Consider the following 21,370-nt stretch of genomic DNA (forward strand, 5'->3'; position numbering starts at 1 on the left):
AAATTATTAAGATCTGTACTGGTTCAGTTCCTGCTGCAACTCATCTACCAGCAGGCTGACCCTTTCCAGTGAAGGCTGCGGTGTAGGCAGTTGCAAACTTACAAATGCCTTCACTTCCCAAACTTCCTGCACATCCTGCAAAGGAACCTCTAATTCTTCAAACTCGGCCATATCGGATGTCAGAAGCAACATTCCCGAAGTTTTAACCTGATTAAATGCAGTCCTGTAAACGAATCCGTGGCCACGCAGGACAAACATGTATTGCATACCATCCTTAATGTCATACCAATTCCTCACGAATGTTCCCACCAGGATAGAACCCGGGTAGGCAAAGTCTGTACCGCTTTCAAAGGCCCGGTAATAGCCCATAGGCAGGTTAGGAAGCTGGAAAACGGGAAGTTGGTTCAGGTAGCCCGGATTTTGAAAGTTAGCAAGATATTCCTGCTGTAAATCTTTTGCAACCCATTGAATGGTAGGATAGTTAACTACTTTTTCCTCAACCTGTGTATTAAACTGGCTGCCCTGGAATTGGTTGTTAAAAACAGGCAGCTGTGAATCAGGACGAGCGCTCGCTGCCGTGTTTTGTATAGCTGGCTGGTTCTGTGGCTCGCCATTTACAGGCTTAAAATTAACCTGCTTGGAAACCATTCTGATCTCCGGTTCAGGCTGCTGATATTTTTCAATGATTTTTGACAAAGGCTGCGGTTCCGAAAAAGCCGGGATGCGGATCTGCGATGGAGCAGGCGCATTGCCCGAATGCGACACCGTCATAGGCCGACCGGCATTCATGGGCAAGGACATATCCGGCGTTTCCCTTAATTTCCTGAGGTCATTTTTGAGCAGGTTATCCACTGTAATGCCAAACGCCGCCGCCATATTTTTTAAATTGGTCAGGTTTGGATTGGCACGGGCCTCTTCGTAAGCGCCAAGCAGAGAGCGTTTTATCGCGATCTTTCTTGCAAATTGCTCCTGAGTCAGGCCATTCAGCCTCCTGAGATATTTGATATTATTGCTGACGATGCTCATGATGAATGCCTTTCAGGTTATTGGTAAATTTCCTTCTTAGCAGCTTTGAAAGTGTTGGTTAGCAACCCACAAATGGTCATCAGACCAACGCCTCCCGGAACGGGCGTAATGTAGCTCGTTTTTGGCGCCACGTCATTAAAGTTAACGTCACCCTTGATCGCAAAACCGCTTTTCTTGGTCTCGTCCACAACTCTCGTAATGCCCACGTCAATCACTACTGCTCCTTCTTTAACGTAATCAGCGGTCACAAATTCTGGTCGGCCCAGGGCAACGATCAAAATATCGGCGGTTTGGCAAATTTCTTTCAGATTCTGTGTTTTTGAATGTGTAATGGTTACCGTGCAATTGCCCGGATATTCATTACGCTGCATTAATATGCTCATCGGCAACCCCACGATCTGGCTGCGGCCGATCACTACGCAATGTTTTCCGCTGGTTTCGATCTTGGCGCGAATCAGCATTTCCAATATCCCGAACGGAGTTGCCGAAATGTAAGCAGGCAAGCCTTTGCACATTTTGCCCACGTTCACCGGATGAAAACCATCCACGTCCTTAGCCGGACTAACGGCTTCCATAATGGTGTTTTCAGAAATATGTTTGGGTAGGGGAAGCTGCACAATGAATCCGTCCACGTCCGGATCATTATTTAATCCTTCTACTGCATCCAAAAGTTCTTTTTCACTTATTTCAGGCCCGAATCTCAGTAATGTTGATGTGAAACCAATTTCTTCACAGCTTCTGATCTTGGATGCTACATAGGTTTCGCTTGCGCCATCTGCACCAACGAGTATGGCGGCCAAATGCGGCTTTTTGCCACCACCGGCCACCCAGGCTTCCACTTCGTTTTTTATTTCAAACTTAATTTGGGATGAAATCGCTTTCCCGTCTAGTAACTGCATTATTGACTGATAATATTTTTGATAAGAATTTCCATTCCCGTAGTCGCCTTTTCCTGAATGAATGTCATGTTGGGTTTAAGGCTGATATCGGGTTTTGCAGGATCGATAATATAAATGGGCTTGTCCGCGCCGACGTAATGCACGAGTCCGGCTGCCGGATAAACTGCCAGCGACGTGCCGACAACCACAAAGATGTCAGCCTGTTCCGTAACATCCATCGCGATTTCCATCATCGGGACTTCCTCTCCAAACCAAACAATGTGCGGCCTCAGCTGGCTCCCAAGTTCACAGAGATCACCCGTTTTTAGCTCCCAGGATGACATTTCATAAACCAGGTCAGGGTTCTTCGTGCTTCTGGATTTGAAAAGCTCGCCATGCAAATGAATTACGTTTGAAGAACCGGCGATCTCGTGGAGGTTATCGACGTTTTGGGTAATGATGGTTACGTCAAAATCCTTTTCCAACTCCACGAGCGCATAATGGGCAGCATTGGGCTTCACGTCCGCAGCCTGCTTTCTGCGCTGGTTATAAAAGTCCAGCACAAGTTCCTGGTTACGCTGCCAGGCTTCCGGGGTGGCCACATCCTCAATGCGGAAGTTGTCCCACAAACCGCCATTGTCGCGGAATGTGCTGATCCCGCTTTCGGCACTGATGCCCGCTCCGGACAGCACTACAAGTTTTTTCATGATCTTTATTTTCTAGTGTGTAACTGATTTAATATTAGCTCTTTTTCGCTGCTTTGGGTGCTGCGGGCTTTTTAGCCGCCGGTTTCGCCGCTGCTTTTTTAGCCGCCGGTTTTTTGGCTGCCGGTTTTTTCTCCGCCACCTTTTTCTCTGCCGGTGCTTTTACAACAGCCGCCTTAGCCGCCGGTTTCTTGCCAAATCTTCCCGCAGGCTTGTCCGGTGTCTCTGCCGCCAGCTTCACCACTTCTTCATAAGTAAGCGATGCCGGTTCTGTTCCTTTCGGAATTTTAACATTCTTTTTTCCAAAAGCAATGTAAGGTCCGTATTTACCATTCAGCACTTTCGCGTCCGGATCTTCGGCGAACTCTTTAATGGTCCTGTTGCTGTCCTGTAAGCGTTTTTCAGTGATAATTTCGATCAGTCTGTCTTCGGTGACAGCCATTGGATCGTCTGTTCTTGCCAGAGAATAATATTTGCCGTCGTGCTTTACATATGGACCGAATTTTCCGATGTTGACGATCAGTTCTTTCTCCTCGTACAAACCTACTTCGCGTGGCAGTTTAAATAATTCAAAAGCTTCTTCCAGCGTAATGTTCTCCATCAGCTGACCTTTCATCAAGCTCGCAAATTTTGGTTTTTCCTCATCTTCCGCATCACCGATCTGCACATAAGGGCCATATTTACCAATCCTTACGGACACTTTTTTGCCCGTTGCAGGATCTTCGCCCAGATCGCGCGACGTGAGGCTGCGGTCGATGGCTTCTTCGTTTGCCTCGGTTACTTTCTTCTGAAATGGCGTGTAAAAGTTCTTGATCATCTGGCGCCATTCGAGCTGGCCTTCGGCAATGTGGTCAAAATCCTTCTCAACATTAGCCGTAAAAGAGTAATCAATAATGTCATTAAAATGACTTACCAGGAAGTCATTCACGACCATTCCGGTGCTGGTAGGAAAGAGTTTTGCCTTTTCCGAGCCGTAAATTTCTTTATTTACCTTGCTGTTGATCTGGTTATTAGCCAGCGTCAGTTCTTTAAAATCGCGTTCCGTTCCCTGGCGGTCTTCTTTTACAATGTATTCGCGCCTTAATATGGTAGAAATCGTTGGTGCGTATGTGGATGGACGTCCGATGCCCATTTCTTCCAGTTTTTTGACCAAACTTGCTTCAGTATAGCGGGGCGGGTTTCTTGTGAAGCGTTCCGTCGCTTTCATGTCTGCCAGGTTCAGGATCTGGTTAATGTTTAGCGGAGGTAGCATTCCTTTCTGCTCTTCATCGCCTTCATCGTCGCTGGATTCCATATATACTTTCAGGAAACCTTCGAATTTGATCACCTCACCTTGTGCAACGAGTTCTTCGGAAGTAGTTGAAATAGAAATGGTTGCTGTTGTGCGTTCCAGTTGCGCATCCGACATTTGTGATGCGATGGCACGTTTCCAGATCAGCTCATACAAGCGCTGCTCATTGCGGTCGCTGCTGCCATTTAATGTAGAAAAATCAGTTGGCCTGATGGCTTCGTGAGCCTCTTGCGCCGACTCGTTTTTGGTCTTGAATATCCTTTTATTGTAATAATCCTGTCCGTATTCCTTCGTAATTTGAACCCGTGCTTTTTCCAATGCTTCCTCCGACAAATTCGTGGAGTCCGTTCTCATGTAGGAAATTTTACCTGCCTCATAGAGCCGCTGTGCAACGGTCATGGTCTGCGCTACGGAAAAGCTCAGCTTACGGGATGCTTCCTGTTGTAATGTAGAAGTTGTGAATGGCGGTGCTGGTGTTTTTTTGGCTGGTTTAACTTCAAGGCTTTTAATTGAGAACTGTGCGCCGATGCATTTTTCGAGGAATTTCATCGCATCCTCTTCCTGCGGAAAGTTCTTCGCCAATTCTGCATTCAGGACTTTGCCATTTCCAAGATCAAAATGCGCAGTCACTTTGAAGCTGCTTTTGCTTCTGAACGCATCGATTTCCCTTTCCCTTTCAACAATGATACGGACCGCAACCGATTGCACACGTCCGGCCGAAAGGTTTGATTTACCAATTCTTATTTTTTTCCAGAGCACCGGGGAAAGCTCATAACCTACGAGCCTGTCCAGGATCCGGCGCGCCTGCTGCGCGTCCACCAGATCTACATCTATTATACGCGGTTTGGAAATCGCATTTTGTAAAGCAGTTTTCGTAATCTCCCTGAACACAATTCTTTTAGTGTCGTCGGGTAACCCCAAGGCTTCTTTCAAGTGCCACGAAATCGCCTCTCCTTCGCGGTCATCATCCGTTGCGAGCCATACTTCTGCGCCCTTGGCGAGTTTTTTAAGCTCGGATATCACCTTTACTTTATCAGCGGAAATTTCATAAGAAGGCTGGAAACCATGCTCAACATCCACACCCATATCATGCTCCGGAAGGTCACGAACGTGCCCGAAACTTGACTTGACGGTGAAATCTGCTCCTAAATAACTTTCAATGGTTTTGGCCTTCGCCGGTGACTCTACGATCACCAGATTTTTTGACATAACTTTGGATTTAAGGGATCTTGTAGCACTTTGAATGTCCAAATATAGGGTACAATCCTGCAAAAAATCAAAGCGCTGCTGAAAAGGTAATCTAAAATCGCCGATAATGCGGCAGTCCCTGTTGGGCGTATTTGAAATAATTTCTCAAATATCCCGGCTGTAAGAACAAAAACTTTAAGGGCGAGGTTATTTAAATGCGTCCTTAGTATATAATGATGCTAAATAGTAGTGAAAAGCGGCAGGCAAGCCTCAGCTTATGCCGTAAATTCGTACTTTCGCGTGTTTTAATGATCAAAAATCTTCCACCTAATTGAGGCGTATATTGTATTTTTCACTATGAACATTTATAAGGATTACATCAAGGAAATTGAAGAAAGAGCAGCCCAGGGACTTCATCCTAAGCCGATAGACGGCGCCGAGTTGCTGGGAGAAATCATCGCACAGATAAAGGATACGGAAAACGAGTATCGCGAAGATTCTCTTAAGTTTTTTATCTACAACACATTACCAGGAACAACAAGCGCTGCCGGTGCGAAAGCCAGGTTCCTGAAAGAAATCATTCTTGGCGAATCCATCGTTTCAGAAATATCACCCGCTTTTGCATTTGAACTGCTGTCGCACATGAAGGGCGGTCCTTCCATTGGCGTATTGCTGGATCTTGCATTGGGCGAAAATTATTCGATTGCAAAACAAGCGGCTGCGGTGCTTAAAACGCAGGTTTACTTATATGATGCAGACACAGATCGTCTGAAAGAAGCATTTAAAAGCGGCAACGAAATCGCCCGGGAAATCCTTGAAAGCTATGCCCGCGGGGATTTCTTCACATTGCTGCCTGAAATACCGGAAGAAATTAAGATCGTAACATTCATTGCCGGAGAAGGGGACATTTCAACCGATTTGCTCTCTCCTGGTAATCAGGCGCACTCACGCTCTGACCGCGAACTACATGGTCAATGTATGATCACAACCGCCGCCCAGAAGCAAATTAAAGCATTACAGGAAGAGCATCCTGACAAAAGCGTGATGTTGATTGCTGAGAAAGGCACGATGGGCGTGGGCTCTTCGCGCATGTCCGGTGTGAATAATGTGGCGCTTTGGACTGGTAAACAAGCAAGTCCGTATATCCCTTACGTTAACATTGCGCCTATTGTGGGTGGAACGAATGGTATTTCACCTATTTTCCTAACCACTGTTGATGTTACAGGGGGAATTGGAATAGATTTGAAAAACTGGGTGAAGAAAGTGGACGAGAACGGAAACGTTGTTCGTAACGAAAGCGGAGATCCGGTTTTGGAAGAGGTTTATTCGGTTGCTACGGGCACTGTTTTGACCATTAATACAAAAACAAAAAAACTGTACAATGGCGACAAGGAACTGATTGACATTTCCAAAGCGCTTACGCCACAGAAAAAGGAATTTATCAGAGCAGGCGGCTCCTATGCCATTGTTTTTGGTAAAAAAATACAAACGGTTGCGGCAAAAATTTTAGGTATCGAACCTACGCTTGTTTTCGCACCTTCTAAAGAAATTTCAAATGAAGGCCAGGGCCTTACTGCGGTTGAAAAGATCTTCAACAGAAACGCAGTTGGGACAACGCCGGGTAAAGTTTTGCACGCCGGTTCTGATGTTCGCGTAGAGGTTAACATTGTCGGTTCGCAAGATACGACGGGGCTAATGACCGCTCAGGAACTGGAATCAATGGCTGCGACAACCATTTCGCCGATTGTGGACGGGGCTTATCAATCTGGTTGCCACACCGCATCGGTTTGGGATAAAAAAGCGCAGGCTAACATTCCGAAACTGATGAAGTTTATGAATGATTTCGGCCTCATCACAGCGCGTGACCCGAAGGGCGAATATCACTCGATGACCGATGTGATCCACAAAGTCCTTAACGACATTACTATTGACGAATGGGCAATCATCATCGGTGGCGACTCACATACAAGAATGTCCAAAGGCGTTGCTTTTGGTGCTGACTCGGGAACTGTTGCCATTGCGCTTGCAACCGGTGAAGTTTCCATGCCAATCCCCGAATCCGTCAAGGTAACATTCAAAGGCGACATGAAAGGCCACATGGATTTCCGTGATGTCGTTCACGCCACACAGGCGCAGATGTTGCAGCAATTTGGCGGCGAGAACGTTTTCCAGGGCCGCATCATTGAAGTGCATCTGGGAACATTACCAGCCGACCAGGCATTTACATTTACCGACTGGACTGCGGAAATGAAGGCGAAAGCTTCCATTTGTATTTCAGAAGATGACACGTTGATCGAATCCCTGGAAATTGCAAAAAACAGGATCCAGATCATGATTGATAAGGGCATGGAGAACCACAAGCAGGTTCTTCAAGGACTGATCAACAAAGCAGATAAGCGCATTGCTGAAATCAAATCCGGTGAAAAACCTGCTTTGGTTCCTGATGCAAATGCTAAATATTATGCAGAAGTTGTCATTGATCTCGACGCGATCGTTGAACCGATGATTGCCGATCCGGATGTAAATAATAAAGAGGTTTCAAAGCGTTACACCCACGATACAATCCGTCCGCTTTCTTTTTATGGAGAGGACAAAAAAGTTGATCTTGGTTTCGTAGGCTCTTGTATGGTTCACAAAGGGGATTTGAAAATTGTTTCTCAAATGCTCCGTAATCTGGAAGAACAAAAAGGCAAAGTTGAATTCTTCGCTCCGCTGGTTGTGGCCGCGCCGACTTACAATATTATAGAAGAGCTGAAAAAAGAAGGTGACTGGGATGTTTTGCAAAAATACTCAGGGTTTGAATTCGACGATAACGCTCCGAAAGTAGCGGCGCGTACGGAATATGAAAATATGATGTATCTGGAACGTCCGGGCTGCAACCTTTGCATGGGTAACCAGGAAAAGGCCGCCAAAGGCGATACAGTTCTGGCTACTTCGACCCGTCTTTTCCAGGGAAGGGTTGTTGAAGATTCGGATCGTAAAAAAGGAGAGTCATTGCTGGCATCTACGCCGGTGGTCGTTTTGTCCGCAATCCTCGGACGCATTCCGAACATTGAGGAATACAAAGCGGCGGTGGTTGGCATCGACCTGACGAAGTTTGCACCGCCAGTTAAACAATTGGCGAGATAATCGATACTGGCACAGTTGTTGACGCGTGTGAATGTATTAGCATAAATAATAATTACTATGGCTTTTGACTTAGACATGATTAAGGGCGTTTATGCCCGTATGCAGGAAAGGGTGGAAGCTGCTCGTAAGATAGAGGGGCGGCCTTTAACGCTTGCAGAAAAGATTTTATATTCCCATTTGTGGGAAGGAACCCCTACACAGGTTTACGAGCGCGGCAAGTCCTACGTGGATTTTGCTCCCGACCGTGTTGCTATGCAGGATGCCACCGCCCAAATGGCGCTGTTGCAGTTCATGCAGGCCGGGCGGCCGCAGGTTGCAGTTCCCTCAACCGTGCATTGTGATCACTTGATCCAGGCAGAGGTTGGGGCGACGCAGGATTTGAAAAATGCGGTTGACAAGAACAAAGAAGTTTATGACTTCCTTTCTTCCGTTTCCAATAAATACGGCTTAGGCTTCTGGCGCGCAGGCGCTGGTATTATTCACCAGGTTGTGCTTGAAAACTATGCATTTCCGGGCGGTATGATGATCGGGACGGACTCACACACGCCTAATGCAGGTGGTTTGGGCATGATCGCGATAGGTGTCGGCGGTGCGGATGCCAGTGACGTCATGTCCGGTTTGGCTTGGGAGCTTAAAATGCCTCGTTTGATCGGCGTTAAACTAACTGGTAAGCTAAGCGGATGGACTGCTGCGAAAGACGTTATTCTTTGGGTTGCAGGCCAGCTGACAGTAAAAGGCGGAACCGGCTACATTGTCGAGTATTTCGGTGATGGTGCAGAAAGCATTTCAGCCACAGGTAAGGCGACGATCTGTAATATGGGAGCTGAAATCGGTGCTACTACATCGATTTTCGCATATGATGAAAGAAGCGCTGCTTATCTGAGAGCAACCGAAAGGGCTGAAATAGCAGATGCAGCGGACAACATTAAGTCATATCTGCGATCTGATGAAGAGGTTTATGCAGATCCTGCGACCTATTATGATCAGTTGATCGAACTGGACCTTTCTACACTGGAACCGCACGTAAACGGACCTTTTACACCGGATTTGGCCTGGCCTTTGTCTAAATTCGCCACTGCGGTGAAAGAAAATGGCTGGCCGGAAGTACTTTCGGTTGGGTTGATCGGATCCTGTACAAATTCAAGTTATGAGGATGTTAGCCGCGCTGCGTCTCTTGCGCAGCAGGCTGTGGATAAGAAACTGACTGTAAGCTCGGAATATACCATTACGCCAGGTTCGGAACTCGTTCGCTATACGGTGGAACGCGATGGATACCTCGATACATTTGCCAAAATCGGCGGTGTTGTACTTGCGAATGCTTGCGGACCTTGTATTGGTCAGTGGGCGCGTCATGGGGCTGAAAAAGGAGAGAAAAACTCCATTATCACTTCCTTCAACCGTAATTTCTCGAAACGTGCGGATGGTAACCCCAACACGCACTCATTCGTAGCTTCGCCTGAGATCGTAACTGCACTAGCCATCGCCGGTAGGCTTACTTTTGATCCGCGAACAGATAAGCTGGTTAACTCGGAAGGTGTTGAAGTAATGCTGGACGAGCCAACCGGTTTAGAGCAGCCGATAAGAGGGTATGCCGTAGAAGACGCCGGTTACCAGGCTCCTGCGGAAGATCCAAGCCAGGTTCAGGTTTTGGTAAGCCCAACTTCGGACCGCTTACAATTGCTGGAACCGTTTGCTGAATGGGAAGGGACAGATCTAAGAGGGTTGAAACTGCTTATCAAGGCAAAAGGAAAATGTACGACAGACCATATTTCAATGGCTGGCCCATGGTTGAAATATCGTGGTCACCTCGATAATATTTCCAATAACATGCTGATTGGTGCGGTAAATTATTACAATGAAAAAACCAACACCATCAAAAATCAGCTTACCTACGAATATTCGGAAGTCCCCGCTGTGCAGCGTGATTACAAAGCGCATGGGATTGGAACGATCGTTGTAGGTGATGAAAACTATGGAGAAGGTTCATCCCGCGAACACGCAGCGATGGAACCGCGTTTCCTTGGCGTCCGGGCTATTTTGACAAAATCATTTGCCCGTATCCACGAAACGAACCTGAAAAAGCAGGGAATGCTCGCATTAACCTTCGCTAATACAGGTGATTACGATAAAATCCAGGAAGACGATACGATTGACATTGTCGGACTGCAAACTTTTGCAGAAGGCCAGCCGTTAACCATCGTTTTGCACCATGCAGATGGCACAAGCGAAGAGTTTCCGGTAAACCATACTTACAATGAGCAGCAGATCGAATGGTTCAAAGCAGGTTCGGCATTGAACATTATTCGCAAATCGGTTGCGGCAGCGTAGTCTTGTTGACATTCATGTATAAACGCAAAAAAAAGGCTTCCATACGGAGGCCTTTTTTGCATAAAGAGTAATCACCAAATGAATACAGAACCAATATTTTATCCCTCTGGGATTTGACGCTAACCGACCTTTTTGCTACCGATATTTTATCCCGCCGGGATTTGACATTCACCTTAATATCCTGGCTTTTTGCCTGGTGTAGGATTGGATGAAAAAGATGAACATGCCCATCATGATCGACACGTCGGCCATGTTAAAAATGCCGGTTTGGAAGAAGCCAAGGTTAATGTGCAAAAAATCGGTTACCGAACCGTGCATGAGCCTGTCATAAATATTTCCTATGCCGCCGCCAATGGCAAAGCTCAGCGCCAGCGCGCTCATAAGCGTGAGGTTTCTTTTCAACAATATGTAGGCAACGCCAAAAAAGAGCACGATCAGCGGAATAACGGAGAGTAAAATGACCTTCATTGTATGCGGAAGCCCGGCACCAATGCTAAGGAAAGCACCAGTGTTTTCGACGTAAGTGATCGTCACAATGTCTTCCACAACGCTTATCGTTTGATAAAAACCGACATTTTTGCGAACGACATTCTTCGATATCTGGTCGCAGCCGAAGTTGGAAATAAGGATCAAAAAGATGGCTATATTCCTGATCAGCCGGTCCGATTTTATATCAAACATTTATTTCGAAAACGATTTAATAGATGCAACTTTCACTTCCTTAAACTCAACTTCCGATCCTTCCGACTGCAAAGCAATCTGTCCTTTCTGTGCAGTCGCATTATAACCGTAGTTAACCATCACGCCATTCAGCCACACCTTGATCGAATTTTTTACACATTCGATCGTCATGGAGTTCCATTCACCCAGCGGCTTTTCCGTGCCGTCCGTCAGGTTGGGGACTCTTCTTAGTTTATCGCCGTTGACGCCCCATTTTTCTTTGGGGCCCCGCCTTTTCTCCATATCAGGCACCGTAATATCTTCCTGAATACACCAGAAATCACCGGCATTCTGATTCATCAGCTGCACCTCGATGGATTTTGGAAACATTTCATAAAGCGCCCTGGGCGTAGAAACGAAAACAAGCGCGCCGCAATTGCCCGGCTTACCAGCAAAGCGATATTGAAATGTGAAACGAAAATTCTCATACTGATCATCCGTAATCAAATGTCCTCCCGGCGTTCCAAGGCTTACCAACAGACCATTACGCACAAGGAACGGTGTTTTCAGCGCAGGATTTTTATCCATATCGGGCACGTCAATGTGCCAGCCTTTTAAGTCCTTGCCGTTGAAAAGTGTTTTTGTCTGGCTCTGTGATTGGTGGGAAACGCTAAGAAAGAAAAGGATGCAGAAGGGCAAAAGTATTTGTTTCATCAATGAGCTTATTTCAGGTTAGGATATCATTTAGAACGGAAAAATTAAGCAATTATCGGCGCAGTGCAATCACCGCCGTATTAAATGTAGAAGATTAAGATTAAATTGGCCGCTTCCGTTTTTATTTTTAAAGCTGCTATGAAAAAACTCATTTACCTGTTTTCGCTCACATGCTTTGCGGGCAACGCTTTTGCACAAAAGATTAATTATGACATTTCTTTCCCCAATCTCGTCCACCACGAAGCCAGCATTGCCGTAACGGTCACCGACGCGCCTCAGAAAGAACTGACATTCCGCATGAGCCGCTCTTCTCCCGGCCGCTATGCCACACACGAGTACGGAAAGAATGTGTACGACGTAAAAGCAATGGATAAAGCAGGGCGCGACATGGCAATCCAACGTGTCGACGGTGATGTTTATAAAGTTTCAGGATTGAATGGTTTTGTAAAAGTACAATACACGCTTTACGCCAATCATGCCGACGGGACTTACGCCGGTTTGGATCAGAACAGCATTCACTTGAATGCACCCGCCACTTTTCTATGGGTAAAGGAATTGCAGAATGCACCGATTGAGGTAAAATTCGATTTGCCCAAAGAAGGAAAATGGACCATTGCCACACAGCTCAAACCTGCCGCCCAGCCAAACACATTCGGCGCAGCCGATCTGCAATATTTGATGGATTCTCCGATCAAGATCGGGAAGCTGATCATGAAGGAGTGGACATTGAACAATCCGGATAAGAAGCCCGTGAAATTCAGACTTGCGCTGGAAATTACCGGAAGTGATTCACTGGCAGACAGTTTTACAGCGAAGATCAAACGCATTACACAGGAAAGCCAGATGATATTCGGCGAATTTCCGGCTTTCGATTTCGGCCAGTATACATTTCTTGCCAGCATTAATCCCTATGTGCGGGGTGACGGCATGGAGCACCGCAACAGCACGATGATCTCGATTCCCACTGCTTTCACTGGGGCAAATAATTTGCTGGGCGTATTTTCCCATGAGTTTTTTCATGCCTGGAATGTCGAACGCATCCGCCCGAAATCGCTCGAACCATTCAATTTTGAAAAGAGCAACATGAGTTTCGAGCTTTGGTTCGCCGAAGGTTTTACACAATATTACGGCGACCTTATTCTGGCCCGTGCCGGCTTTGACTCACCTGAGGGATATTGCCAGACATTGAGTTTTTTGGTCAATACCAAAGAAAATACAGCTGGTGCGAAGCGCATTTCGCCAGTCCAGGCTAGTAACAATGCGGTTTTCGTGGATGCTGGTGTCTCGATTGACAAGACAAATTATCCCAACATTTACACTTCCTACTATCCCTACGGCGCGTCTATCGCATTAGCGCTTGATCTTCAACTGCGTGCGCGGGGGCTCACTTTGGACGGATATATGCAAGCCGTTTGGCAAAAGCTGGGAAAACCGGAAATAGCCTATCTAGTGAGTGACCTGGCGGATGTGCTTGTGGCTTACAGCAAGGACAAAACGTTTGCAGAAGGTTTTTTTGCAAAATATATCAATGGCCACGAATCCTTCGACTATGCGCCATTGCTTCAAATGGCGGGCTTGACTTTGAAAAGACAGTTTGCCGGCAAAGCATGGATCGGAGATGTGCGGTATAAGGAAGGAACGGAGCTTACCATTTTATCCAACACGATCATTAATTCACCCCTTTACAAGGCAGGCATGGACATTGACGACCAGATATTGAAAGTGGATGGAAAAACGGTGACAACGCAAGCTGAGTTAAATGTCATCCTTAATGCGCACAAGCCGGGAGAGGAAATTGGCATTGAATACCGTCACCGTGAGGATGTCAAACTTGGCATGATCACATTCATGGAGAACCCGAAATGGGTGGTAGAACTAAATGAAACGGCCGGCATGCCTGTGACAGAAGAAATGAAAAAGTTCCGCAAAGACTGGCTCGGAACGAAGATCAAGTAACTGCATAGTGATTGAAAAAAACAGCAAAAGCCGGGTTATGCCCGGCTTTTGCTGTTGATAACGGTTTCATCAATGCGTGATCACCAACTTTTTCGTTTCCGTTGTTTCTCCATTTTTAATTTGAAGCAAATAAACCCCCGCAGGTGCATCAGGTAACTTAATTTTTGCTTCCTGCTTGCCAGTTCCTTTTACTTTCGCAGTATGCCAAACGCGACCGCGAATGTCAGTAACGGTAATGGTTGCTCCATCCGGGCTGGAAAGGTTGAATTTAGCATTAAACTCTCCGGGTGCCGGATTAGGGAACACATTCAGGCGTTCGTCAGCTCCGCCTGGATTGAACATGGCTTCCGGCGCGCCTAACCTTGCATTGTTCTGCCCGCTGCTGGTGAAGCATGCCTTATCCTGTCTGATACTCGGGCCATTTAATCCTTGGATACGCACCGTGTTATTGCCTGCAGCAAGCGTCACATTGAACACCTCCTCACGAAATACAATGTTCCAGGAATATGTGGCAGGCAGATTAGCCGCTGCAATTGCCGTAGCATTGTTTACCGAAATCGAAACGTTAGGATTTGAACTCGCAGAATAGCGCAATTTCAGTTGGTAAGTCCCGGCACTCGGCACGCCATTCACTGCATAATCCACATAATGGTTGGAGTTTTCCTTCAATCCCCGTGTGCTGCCGCCGGAAGCATTGGGATCGCCGGAAATCGCGCCGTTACCGGCCTGCAACTCCGATTCCAGGCACAATGCAAAGTCACCGCCGACCGGAGGCGTGCAGTTGCTAATGTTCAAAGTTACCGTTGCCGTTTTATCTGCGCAGCCGTTTTTCGATGCTTTCACGGTGTAAGTGTATGAACCGTTTGCGCCCGGCGCCGCAATGTTGATCGAGCTTCCGGTTTGGTTGATGCCATTTCCTGTCCAGGTGTAAGTTACGCCGGAGCAATCTGCGCCTGTGCAACCGGATGATAATGTAACATTGGCAGAGCAGGCCGGATTTGTGTTGGAAGCGTTTGCCGTGACGTCAAATGTGCAAGTCGGTTGTTGCGGGTTTTGTCCGCCCGGGCCGGTCACGCATATTTTGTCCTGCCGAATGCTGGCTCCCGGCAGTCCTTGGATCCTGAGCGTATTATTGCCCTGATTCAATGTTACATTGAATGTTTCCTCACGCCAGACAATGTTCCACGAATAGGTAGGAGGGAAACTGGCCGAAGATAAAACCACACTGCCATTCACTGAAATGCTCGCCTGAGCAGCAGCATTGGCATAATAGCGCACTTTTACCTGATGCGAACCGGTCGCTTTCACCCCGTTGACGGCGTAATCCACGTAATGATTGTAGTTATCCTTATCACCCCGCGTGCTGCCATTTGAGGCATTGGGGTCGCCGGTAATCGACCCATTTCCACTTTGGTTTTCCGCTTCCAGACATGCGCTGAATGGATCACCACCGACCGGCGGGGCGCAATTGGTAATGTTCAATGTTACCGTTGCGGTCTTGTCCGCACAGCCATTTTTTGATGCTTTTACGGTGTAAACGTACGAACCGTTTGCGCCAGGGGCCGCAATGTTGATCGAGCTTCCTGTTTGGTTAATGCCATTTCCTGTCCAGGTGTACGTTACGCCCGAGCAATCTGCACCCGTGCAACCGGATGATAATGTAACATTGGCAGAGCAGGCAGGATTTGTGTTGGAAGCGTTTGCAGTAATGTCAAATGCACAAGTCGGTTGTTGCGGGTTTTGTCCGCCCGGGCCGGTCACGCATATTTTATCCTGCCGAATACTGGCTCCCGGCAAGCCCTGAATCCTGAGCGTATTATTGCCCTGATTCAATGTTACATTGAATGTTTCCTCACGCCAAACAATGTTCCAGGAATAAGTGGGAGGAAAACTGGCGGATGGTGTAACCACATTTCCATTCACAGAAAAACTGGCCTGCGCTGATGCGTTGGCATAATAACGAACTTTCACCTGATGCGCCCCGGTTGCTTTCACACCATTAATAGCGTAGTCCACGTAATGATTGTAATTATCTTTATCACCCCGCGTGCTGCCATTTGAAGCATTCGGATCGCCAGTTATAGGGCCATTTCCACTTTGGTTCTCTGCTTCCAGGCAAGCACTGAATGGATCGTTGCCCACTGGCGGGATACAATTGCCAATGTTTAAAGTCACTGTCGCCGTTTTATCGGCACAGCCGCTTTTAGATGCTTTTACAGTGTAAACAAAGGAACCGTTTGCGCCCGGAGCTGCGATGTTAATCGAGCTTCCCGTTTGGTTAATGCCATTTCCTGTCCAGGTGTACGTTACGCCGGAACAATCTGTGCCCGTGCAATTGGCTGATAATGATACATTTGCAGAGCAAGCCGGACTGGTGTTGGAAGCATTCGCTGCGATATCAAATACGCAGGTTGGTTGACCATTGCAGCCTCCATCTTTCATAGGGCAGAAATAAGCATCCAGCCAGCTGAGTCTTTGCGTAATGTAATTGTTGACGTATGCCAAACCTCCCGAACGATTGGCACCGCCGTAATTGTCTTGTGAAACGGCTGCGTCGCGCTCGTAAATAAGATTGGAATTGAGCAAATTATAATTTGCCTGGAAACGGTTTTTAAGATTGGCTTCCGCAAGAATATTTTGCCTGAGCTCGAAATATCGGGTGGCGAGTTTGTTTTTGAAGCCATCAGGATTGGTACGAAAGAGCTTTTTGAATAGTCCGTTTTGCCTGTCGCCCTGCGTTTTATTACTTCTTACCCCATCCGGAAAGTAGCCCCAGGCCCCGTCCAGATCCCAGGGAATAAAAAACCAGGGCTGTCCCTTGTCATAGCGACCGATAAAATAATTTTTTTCCATGTTATCCTCCACTGACAACAGGTTTAGGAATATGAAATAGTCAATAACATTTTCCTGCTTGAAAAGCGTCCAGATGTTAGCACGGAACTCATCGTCGGATGATTCAATAACGCCTTTCAACAAATTCTGATGATTGTTCCAGTCGCTGTAATCGGGATATTCCAATTCCCAGCTCTGCCATTCTTCCGCGCCGGGCGAAGGCCTGGCCACACCAATTCCTTCCCATGCGGCGGAAAGCGACCAGTCATCCGCTTTGAACAATTCGCCTCTGATCACATCGCCATCATTCTTCTTCAATTGCAGTTGCTTGCGGTCCATATCCTCACCGATCATATATACACCTTTGTAGGATTTATTCATAAAAACCTCCACATATCTGGTGCGGATTGAAGACACTGCAGACGGCTCCGATGAAGCGTAATACAGCTTATGCATATCAATCCAAAGGTTGTGCGAAACATTGTTTGTAGAGCGCAATTCCTCATTCCACATGCCAAAAAACAGCCAGCGCTTATCGCTTCTCAACCCTAGAATGGATTCATCTTTGTTCTTTCCCTGTGCATCTTTGAACTGGACACGGTAATTCTTTTTTGGGAAAAATGACGAGCTGTTACCACGGATCCGGATCGCCATATTGGAAATCAGCGGAGAATTTGCGGCTTCCGCAATCGATATGCCGCCAGGAATCTCTTCTTCCAAGTTGATCTGAGTGGGATCCGGCACGTCCAGGTTCACCAATGGGAGCTGCGTGAAGTATAAACTATATTGCTGTCCGCCGTTTGTCACCAGGTATTTCACTCCATGTGTAAGTGTCGTAACACTTCCGGAAAATGTAAAGACTTTCGCCGCGAACTGCATTTGAATAGGAGAGCCTGTTATCTGGGACGGGGTTGGAACCTGGTTACAGACAATCATTTTGCGCCCCTCGTCTACATAAAACCTGTAATTGTCCGCGGGAATTTGGGCGTGCGCACCTAGTGAGACAACCCATAATAAGGTTAAGTAAAAGAGGTTTTTCATCATATTAAGTTTTGTGTATAAAATGCTAACCGATATTCGGATAGTGCATTTCAAACTTAATATATTTACATGCTACAACCTTACCGAATAATAACTGAAAACCACCGTTTAATTACAAAAACCAGCCGTTAATCCAAATATTATCAAATAAATTCCTGTGTTGAGATAGAATAATTTTGTAGAGATTGCTAAAAAGATGTTGTCTCTAATGAGCATGGCAGTCGTCATTCTTGTTTCTCTGAAAGATACTTCCAGTAACGCTTCGGCACGTGGCGGATGTGCAGTTTCATGTTTTTCCGCGCCGGAATGTTGACACTGCGGAAGTAATCTTTCCAAAGCAGCGCATATAGCTCCTCTTGCGGATCAAGCACATTCACGGGAAGCGCATTGAGGGCCGGCGACATTTCCGCTGTGAAATCAAAAGTGATCTCTTCGACTTTTTCGAGATCGTAGAATAACCCGTATTTCCGTTTCAAATCGTAGATAATCCACTTCTGGTCGGCGTAGCGGTTTTTGAAATGATCTATGAGTAAGGGCAGCACATTAAAATCGGGTTCAATGTGCGCGTAGAAGATATGGTCGGCCGTTTTTTGAAAGCGAATAAAGGCTTCCATCCGATGCTTTTCCCGGTGAACTTTATGGCTCATCTGCGAGATTTCTAAAACATACTTGTTTCCGAAATTAGCCTCGGCGCCCGGCGGACTGTCGATAATGTAACGGATAAATTCAAACAGATCCTGAAATGTCGCGGGCTGCTCGGAAAGAAATGCTTTATAGATAGATTTCATCCAGTTGCTATCCAGCTTTTTGGTCAAACCCTTCCACACCCGGTTTGCTTTCGCATCGTCACTAATGACAGTGAATGCTTCCTTGAAAACATCAGGCACGTAATGCGTTTGGCTGACAAGCTTTACGGCCTCAGATTTTTTCCGATAACATTCAAAAATTGCCGTTAGCAAACCCTCCAAAGTCCCGTCAAACACAAATATTTCCATCAGAAAATAGAAAGCTGGTTCTTGGGGACCTTCGTGTACTTACTGCTACTTTCCGACAAGATCACCGCCTTAATGTGCCCTGCTTCATAGTCTCGCAGTTGCAGCGGACTATCGGCATAGCGGATAAAATGTTTGGCCTTATTGAATGAGATCCCGATCTTTTTAAGCTGGTCCTGGTGAAGCCTGCCGAATTTTCTGGCCTGAACAATTTTCAAAGCCGAACCCACGCCGATGCCCGGCACACGCATGATCATCTTATAATCGGCCGTATTGACGTCAACAGGGAAATCTTCGAGGTGCCTTAATGCCCAGCTCAGTTTTGGATCAATGTCCACATCGAGATTGGGATGGGCATCATTTAAAATTTCCTTGACATCGAATCCATAAAAGCGCATCAGCCAGTCTGTCTGATATAACCGGTTTTCCCTGATCAGCGGCGGCTGCGAGCCTATAACAGGCAATCGGGCATCCTGGCTGATGGGGATATAGCCTGAATAATAGACCCTTTTCAGGGAGAAATTTTTATAGAATGTATTTGCCGTATGCATAATCTCCTTGTCTGATTCCGGCGTTGCGCCAATCACCATTTGCGTGCTCTGACCGGCCGGCACAAACTTCGGGACTGCCTTAATAAGCCCTTTTTCGCTCGAAAACTGCGTAATAGTCTGTTGAATGTAGTTCAGCGGCTTTTTCACATCTTCATGCGATTTTTCCGGAGCCAGCAATTTCAATCCCGATTCAGTCGGCATTTCCAGGTTAATGCTCATCCTGTCGGCATACATGCCCGCCTCTTTCAATAACTCTTCACTTGCTCCGGGAATGGTTTTCAGGTGAATGTAGCCATTGAAACGCTGCTCGTTCCGCAGCTTTTTTACAATCCTTACCAGCCTCTCCATGGTATAATCGGCATTTTTGAAAATACCGGAGCTCAGGAAAAGGCCTTCAATATAGTTGCGGCGATAAAAATTCATCGTCAGCTCCACCACTTCATCCACCGTAAATGCCGCTCGTTTGATATCATTGCTGCGCCTCGAAACGCAGAATGCGCAATCGTAAATGCAGTGATTGGTGAGCAGGATTTTGAGCAGCGATACGCAGCGCCCATCCTCGGTGTAGGTGTGACAAATCCCCGTTCCCTCCGCATCGCCCAGTCCCTTATTTTCATTCTTTCTATTACTGCCACTGGATGAACAAGATACGTCATACTTAGCTGCATCCGCCAAAATTTCCAACTTCTCACGAATCCTCTCGAACATATATTTTTTTGAATAAGTGGACTTCCTCTAAAATATTGTGAAGCACTAACCAGTTATAACAACGATATTTGCGTTTTGATAGTGCAATATAGTATCAAATATTTGATACTCACAGAATCTTAATTAATAAAAACGTTCCAGATGAATTTCGGTCGTACTGAGATTTTTTTACACATTTTTTTCTTCACTGTCTGCTCCATCGCTTATGCTCAGCCGCAGGAGCCAAAGGTTACCCGTTACAATGGGAAAGTGAGCCAGCAGATCGTTATGACCAGGGATTCACCGATCTACGATCACGCCTCCGGCAAGCGGATCAGCTATGCTGTGTATGACGAAATGCTGCGAAAAAATCCGGGCGTTTACCGGACTCAGCCGATATTCGATAAATTCGGGAAAGCATCGTCTTTTGAAATAGTAAAAAAGAGCCAGTTACTGATCCAGGACAATGGATCGGTCATGCAAAATTCGGATCTGATGCCCGAAATAGGGGAGCCGCTCCCGCCGTTTGTTATGCAGGGCCTGGACGGGAGGGAATATAATTCGGAGAAACTGAAAGGAAAATATGTGCTGCTCGGATTTTGGGTCAAATTTGAAAAGCCTCTTTATACGTTCGCCAGCACCAAAGTGATCTCTGATTTTATTAATGAGAACAAGAAAAAAGGGATTGACATCGTGTCACTAGGGACTACATTGAACACGGAAGAGGAATGTTTGGATGCGATCCCGAAACGGAACTGTGGTTTCATTCCCGTTCCGGAATCGTATGGTTTTAATCAGCGCTACAAAATCAGTGAGACGCCTTTTTTCATTTTATTAGACAAAAAAGGAAACATTAAGGCGATGGCTCCGCATACGGAGTTTTCCTCGATCAGCGATTTAGTACTCAGATGATCAGTAACCTTTGGCTTTCAGCTTTTCCTGAAATTCCATTGCAATTTTCCGTCCCCACTGCTGCCCGACCTGCATGGATTCCTGCATGATAATGGGCGTTTTGGAAGCGTATTTCTTACCAACAGGCGTCTCATAAAAGGCAATGAGTTGCTGTAAATCATCCTGCGTCAGGCTTTTAATGTAAACCGGTTCCAGCATTTCCACCAGATCATCCAGTGACGTTTTTAAGAATTCGCCTTCAAATTGCTTCCATATGCTGTCCGGAACGGTGGTTTTCTGCTGTTTGAACATCGTGAACATTTGCTCAATCGCAACTTTGTAGGATTTTTCTGAGCCCGAGGCTTCAAACATTTGTTTCAATTTGGCCTTATACTCGACATTCCCTTGTGCATTTGAGAATGTAACACAGCTTAAAACAAGTAACAGGGTGTACCAGGATTTTCTCATGACTTTTGCTTTAAATGTTTGATGTTCATTGATT

At 46.4% G+C, this 21,370-nt stretch carries 14 protein-coding genes; 4 read left to right on the plus strand and 10 right to left on the minus strand.

Annotated elements, in window-relative coordinates; genetic code table 11:
• Positions 1–6: 6 nt before the first annotated feature.
• From LZG74_RS18640 to topA, 4 genes are read right to left on the minus strand one after another with little or no spacing between them, the layout of a single operon-like run.
• The gene (locus LZG74_RS18640) at positions 7–1,026 is read right to left on the minus strand and encodes a helix-turn-helix transcriptional regulator (protein ID WP_233798034.1); all 1,020 of its coding nucleotides are present in this window, start codon (positions 1,024–1,026) and stop codon (positions 7–9) included.
• A 17-nt stretch (positions 1,027–1,043) separates the two neighbouring features.
• Positions 1,044–1,925 carry a bifunctional 5,10-methylenetetrahydrofolate dehydrogenase/5,10-methenyltetrahydrofolate cyclohydrolase gene (locus LZG74_RS18645; RefSeq protein ID WP_233798035.1) on the minus strand — a complete coding sequence of 294 codons (882 nt, stop codon included), beginning with the start codon at positions 1,923–1,925 and terminating at the stop codon, positions 1,044–1,046.
• Positions 1,925–2,611, minus strand: coding sequence for an NAD-dependent deacylase (locus LZG74_RS18650; RefSeq protein ID WP_233798036.1), 687 nt, complete (start codon positions 2,609–2,611; stop codon positions 1,925–1,927). The genes LZG74_RS18645 and LZG74_RS18650 overlap by 1 nt, the downstream gene beginning before the upstream one ends.
• A 34-nt stretch (positions 2,612–2,645) precedes the next feature.
• Positions 2,646–5,108, minus strand: coding sequence for a type I DNA topoisomerase (gene topA, locus LZG74_RS18655; protein ID WP_233798037.1), 2,463 nt, complete (start codon positions 5,106–5,108; stop codon positions 2,646–2,648).
• 336 nt (positions 5,109–5,444) lie between these two features.
• Here topA and LZG74_RS18660 point away from each other — a divergent pair, with 336 nt between their 5' ends.
• Positions 5,445–8,216, plus strand: a complete 2,772-nt coding sequence (locus LZG74_RS18660) for a bifunctional aconitate hydratase 2/2-methylisocitrate dehydratase (RefSeq protein ID WP_233798038.1) — start codon at positions 5,445–5,447, stop codon at positions 8,214–8,216.
• A gap of 57 nt (positions 8,217–8,273) precedes the next feature.
• Positions 8,274–10,544, plus strand: a complete 2,271-nt coding sequence (locus tag LZG74_RS18665; protein WP_233798039.1) for an aconitate hydratase — start codon at positions 8,274–8,276, stop codon at positions 10,542–10,544.
• A gap of 168 nt (positions 10,545–10,712) precedes the next feature.
• Here the strand turns inward: LZG74_RS18665 and lspA are convergent, their stop codons facing one another.
• Both lspA and LZG74_RS18675 read right to left on the minus strand, forming a co-directional pair.
• Positions 10,713–11,225, minus strand: coding sequence for a signal peptidase II (gene lspA, locus LZG74_RS18670; RefSeq protein ID WP_233798040.1), 513 nt, complete (start codon positions 11,223–11,225; stop codon positions 10,713–10,715).
• Entirely contained in the window at positions 11,226–11,918 is a 693-nt protein-coding gene (locus LZG74_RS18675; protein ID WP_233798041.1) for a DUF1080 domain-containing protein, read from the minus strand.
• 138 nt (positions 11,919–12,056) lie between these two features.
• Here LZG74_RS18675 and LZG74_RS18680 point away from each other — a divergent pair, with 138 nt between their 5' ends.
• A complete protein-coding gene (locus LZG74_RS18680) occupies positions 12,057–13,874 on the plus strand; it encodes a M61 family metallopeptidase (RefSeq protein ID WP_233798042.1) in 1,818 nt (605 codons plus the stop codon).
• A 69-nt stretch (positions 13,875–13,943) separates the two neighbouring features.
• Here the strand turns inward: LZG74_RS18680 and LZG74_RS18685 are convergent, their stop codons facing one another.
• From LZG74_RS18685 to LZG74_RS18695, 3 genes are all read right to left on the minus strand, one after another.
• Positions 13,944–17,750 (minus strand): CotH kinase family protein, encoded by a 3,807-nt coding sequence (locus tag LZG74_RS18685; RefSeq protein WP_233798043.1) that lies wholly within the window; start codon positions 17,748–17,750, stop codon positions 13,944–13,946.
• 221 nt (positions 17,751–17,971) lie between these two features.
• Positions 17,972–18,742, minus strand: a complete 771-nt coding sequence (locus LZG74_RS18690) for a TIGR03915 family putative DNA repair protein (protein WP_233798044.1) — start codon at positions 18,740–18,742, stop codon at positions 17,972–17,974.
• Complete coding sequence (locus tag LZG74_RS18695; RefSeq protein WP_233798045.1) at positions 18,742–19,998, minus strand: putative DNA modification/repair radical SAM protein; 1,257 nt, start codon at positions 19,996–19,998, stop codon at positions 18,742–18,744. The genes LZG74_RS18690 and LZG74_RS18695 overlap by 1 nt, the downstream gene beginning before the upstream one ends.
• Before the next feature lie 141 nt (positions 19,999–20,139).
• Here LZG74_RS18695 and LZG74_RS18700 point away from each other — a divergent pair, with 141 nt between their 5' ends.
• Positions 20,140–20,889, plus strand: coding sequence for a thioredoxin family protein (locus LZG74_RS18700; RefSeq protein WP_233798046.1), 750 nt, complete (start codon positions 20,140–20,142; stop codon positions 20,887–20,889).
• Here the strand turns inward: LZG74_RS18700 and LZG74_RS18705 are convergent, their stop codons facing one another.
• Complete coding sequence (locus tag LZG74_RS18705) at positions 20,890–21,336, minus strand: DUF2059 domain-containing protein (RefSeq protein ID WP_233798047.1); 447 nt, start codon at positions 21,334–21,336, stop codon at positions 20,890–20,892. It abuts the gene before it with no gap.
• Between the last annotated feature and the right edge of the window lie 34 nt (positions 21,337–21,370).

The sequence above is a fragment of the Dyadobacter sp. CY327 genome, assembly GCF_021390415.1.
Lineage (GTDB): Bacteria > Bacteroidota > Bacteroidia > Cytophagales > Spirosomataceae > Dyadobacter > Dyadobacter chenhuakuii.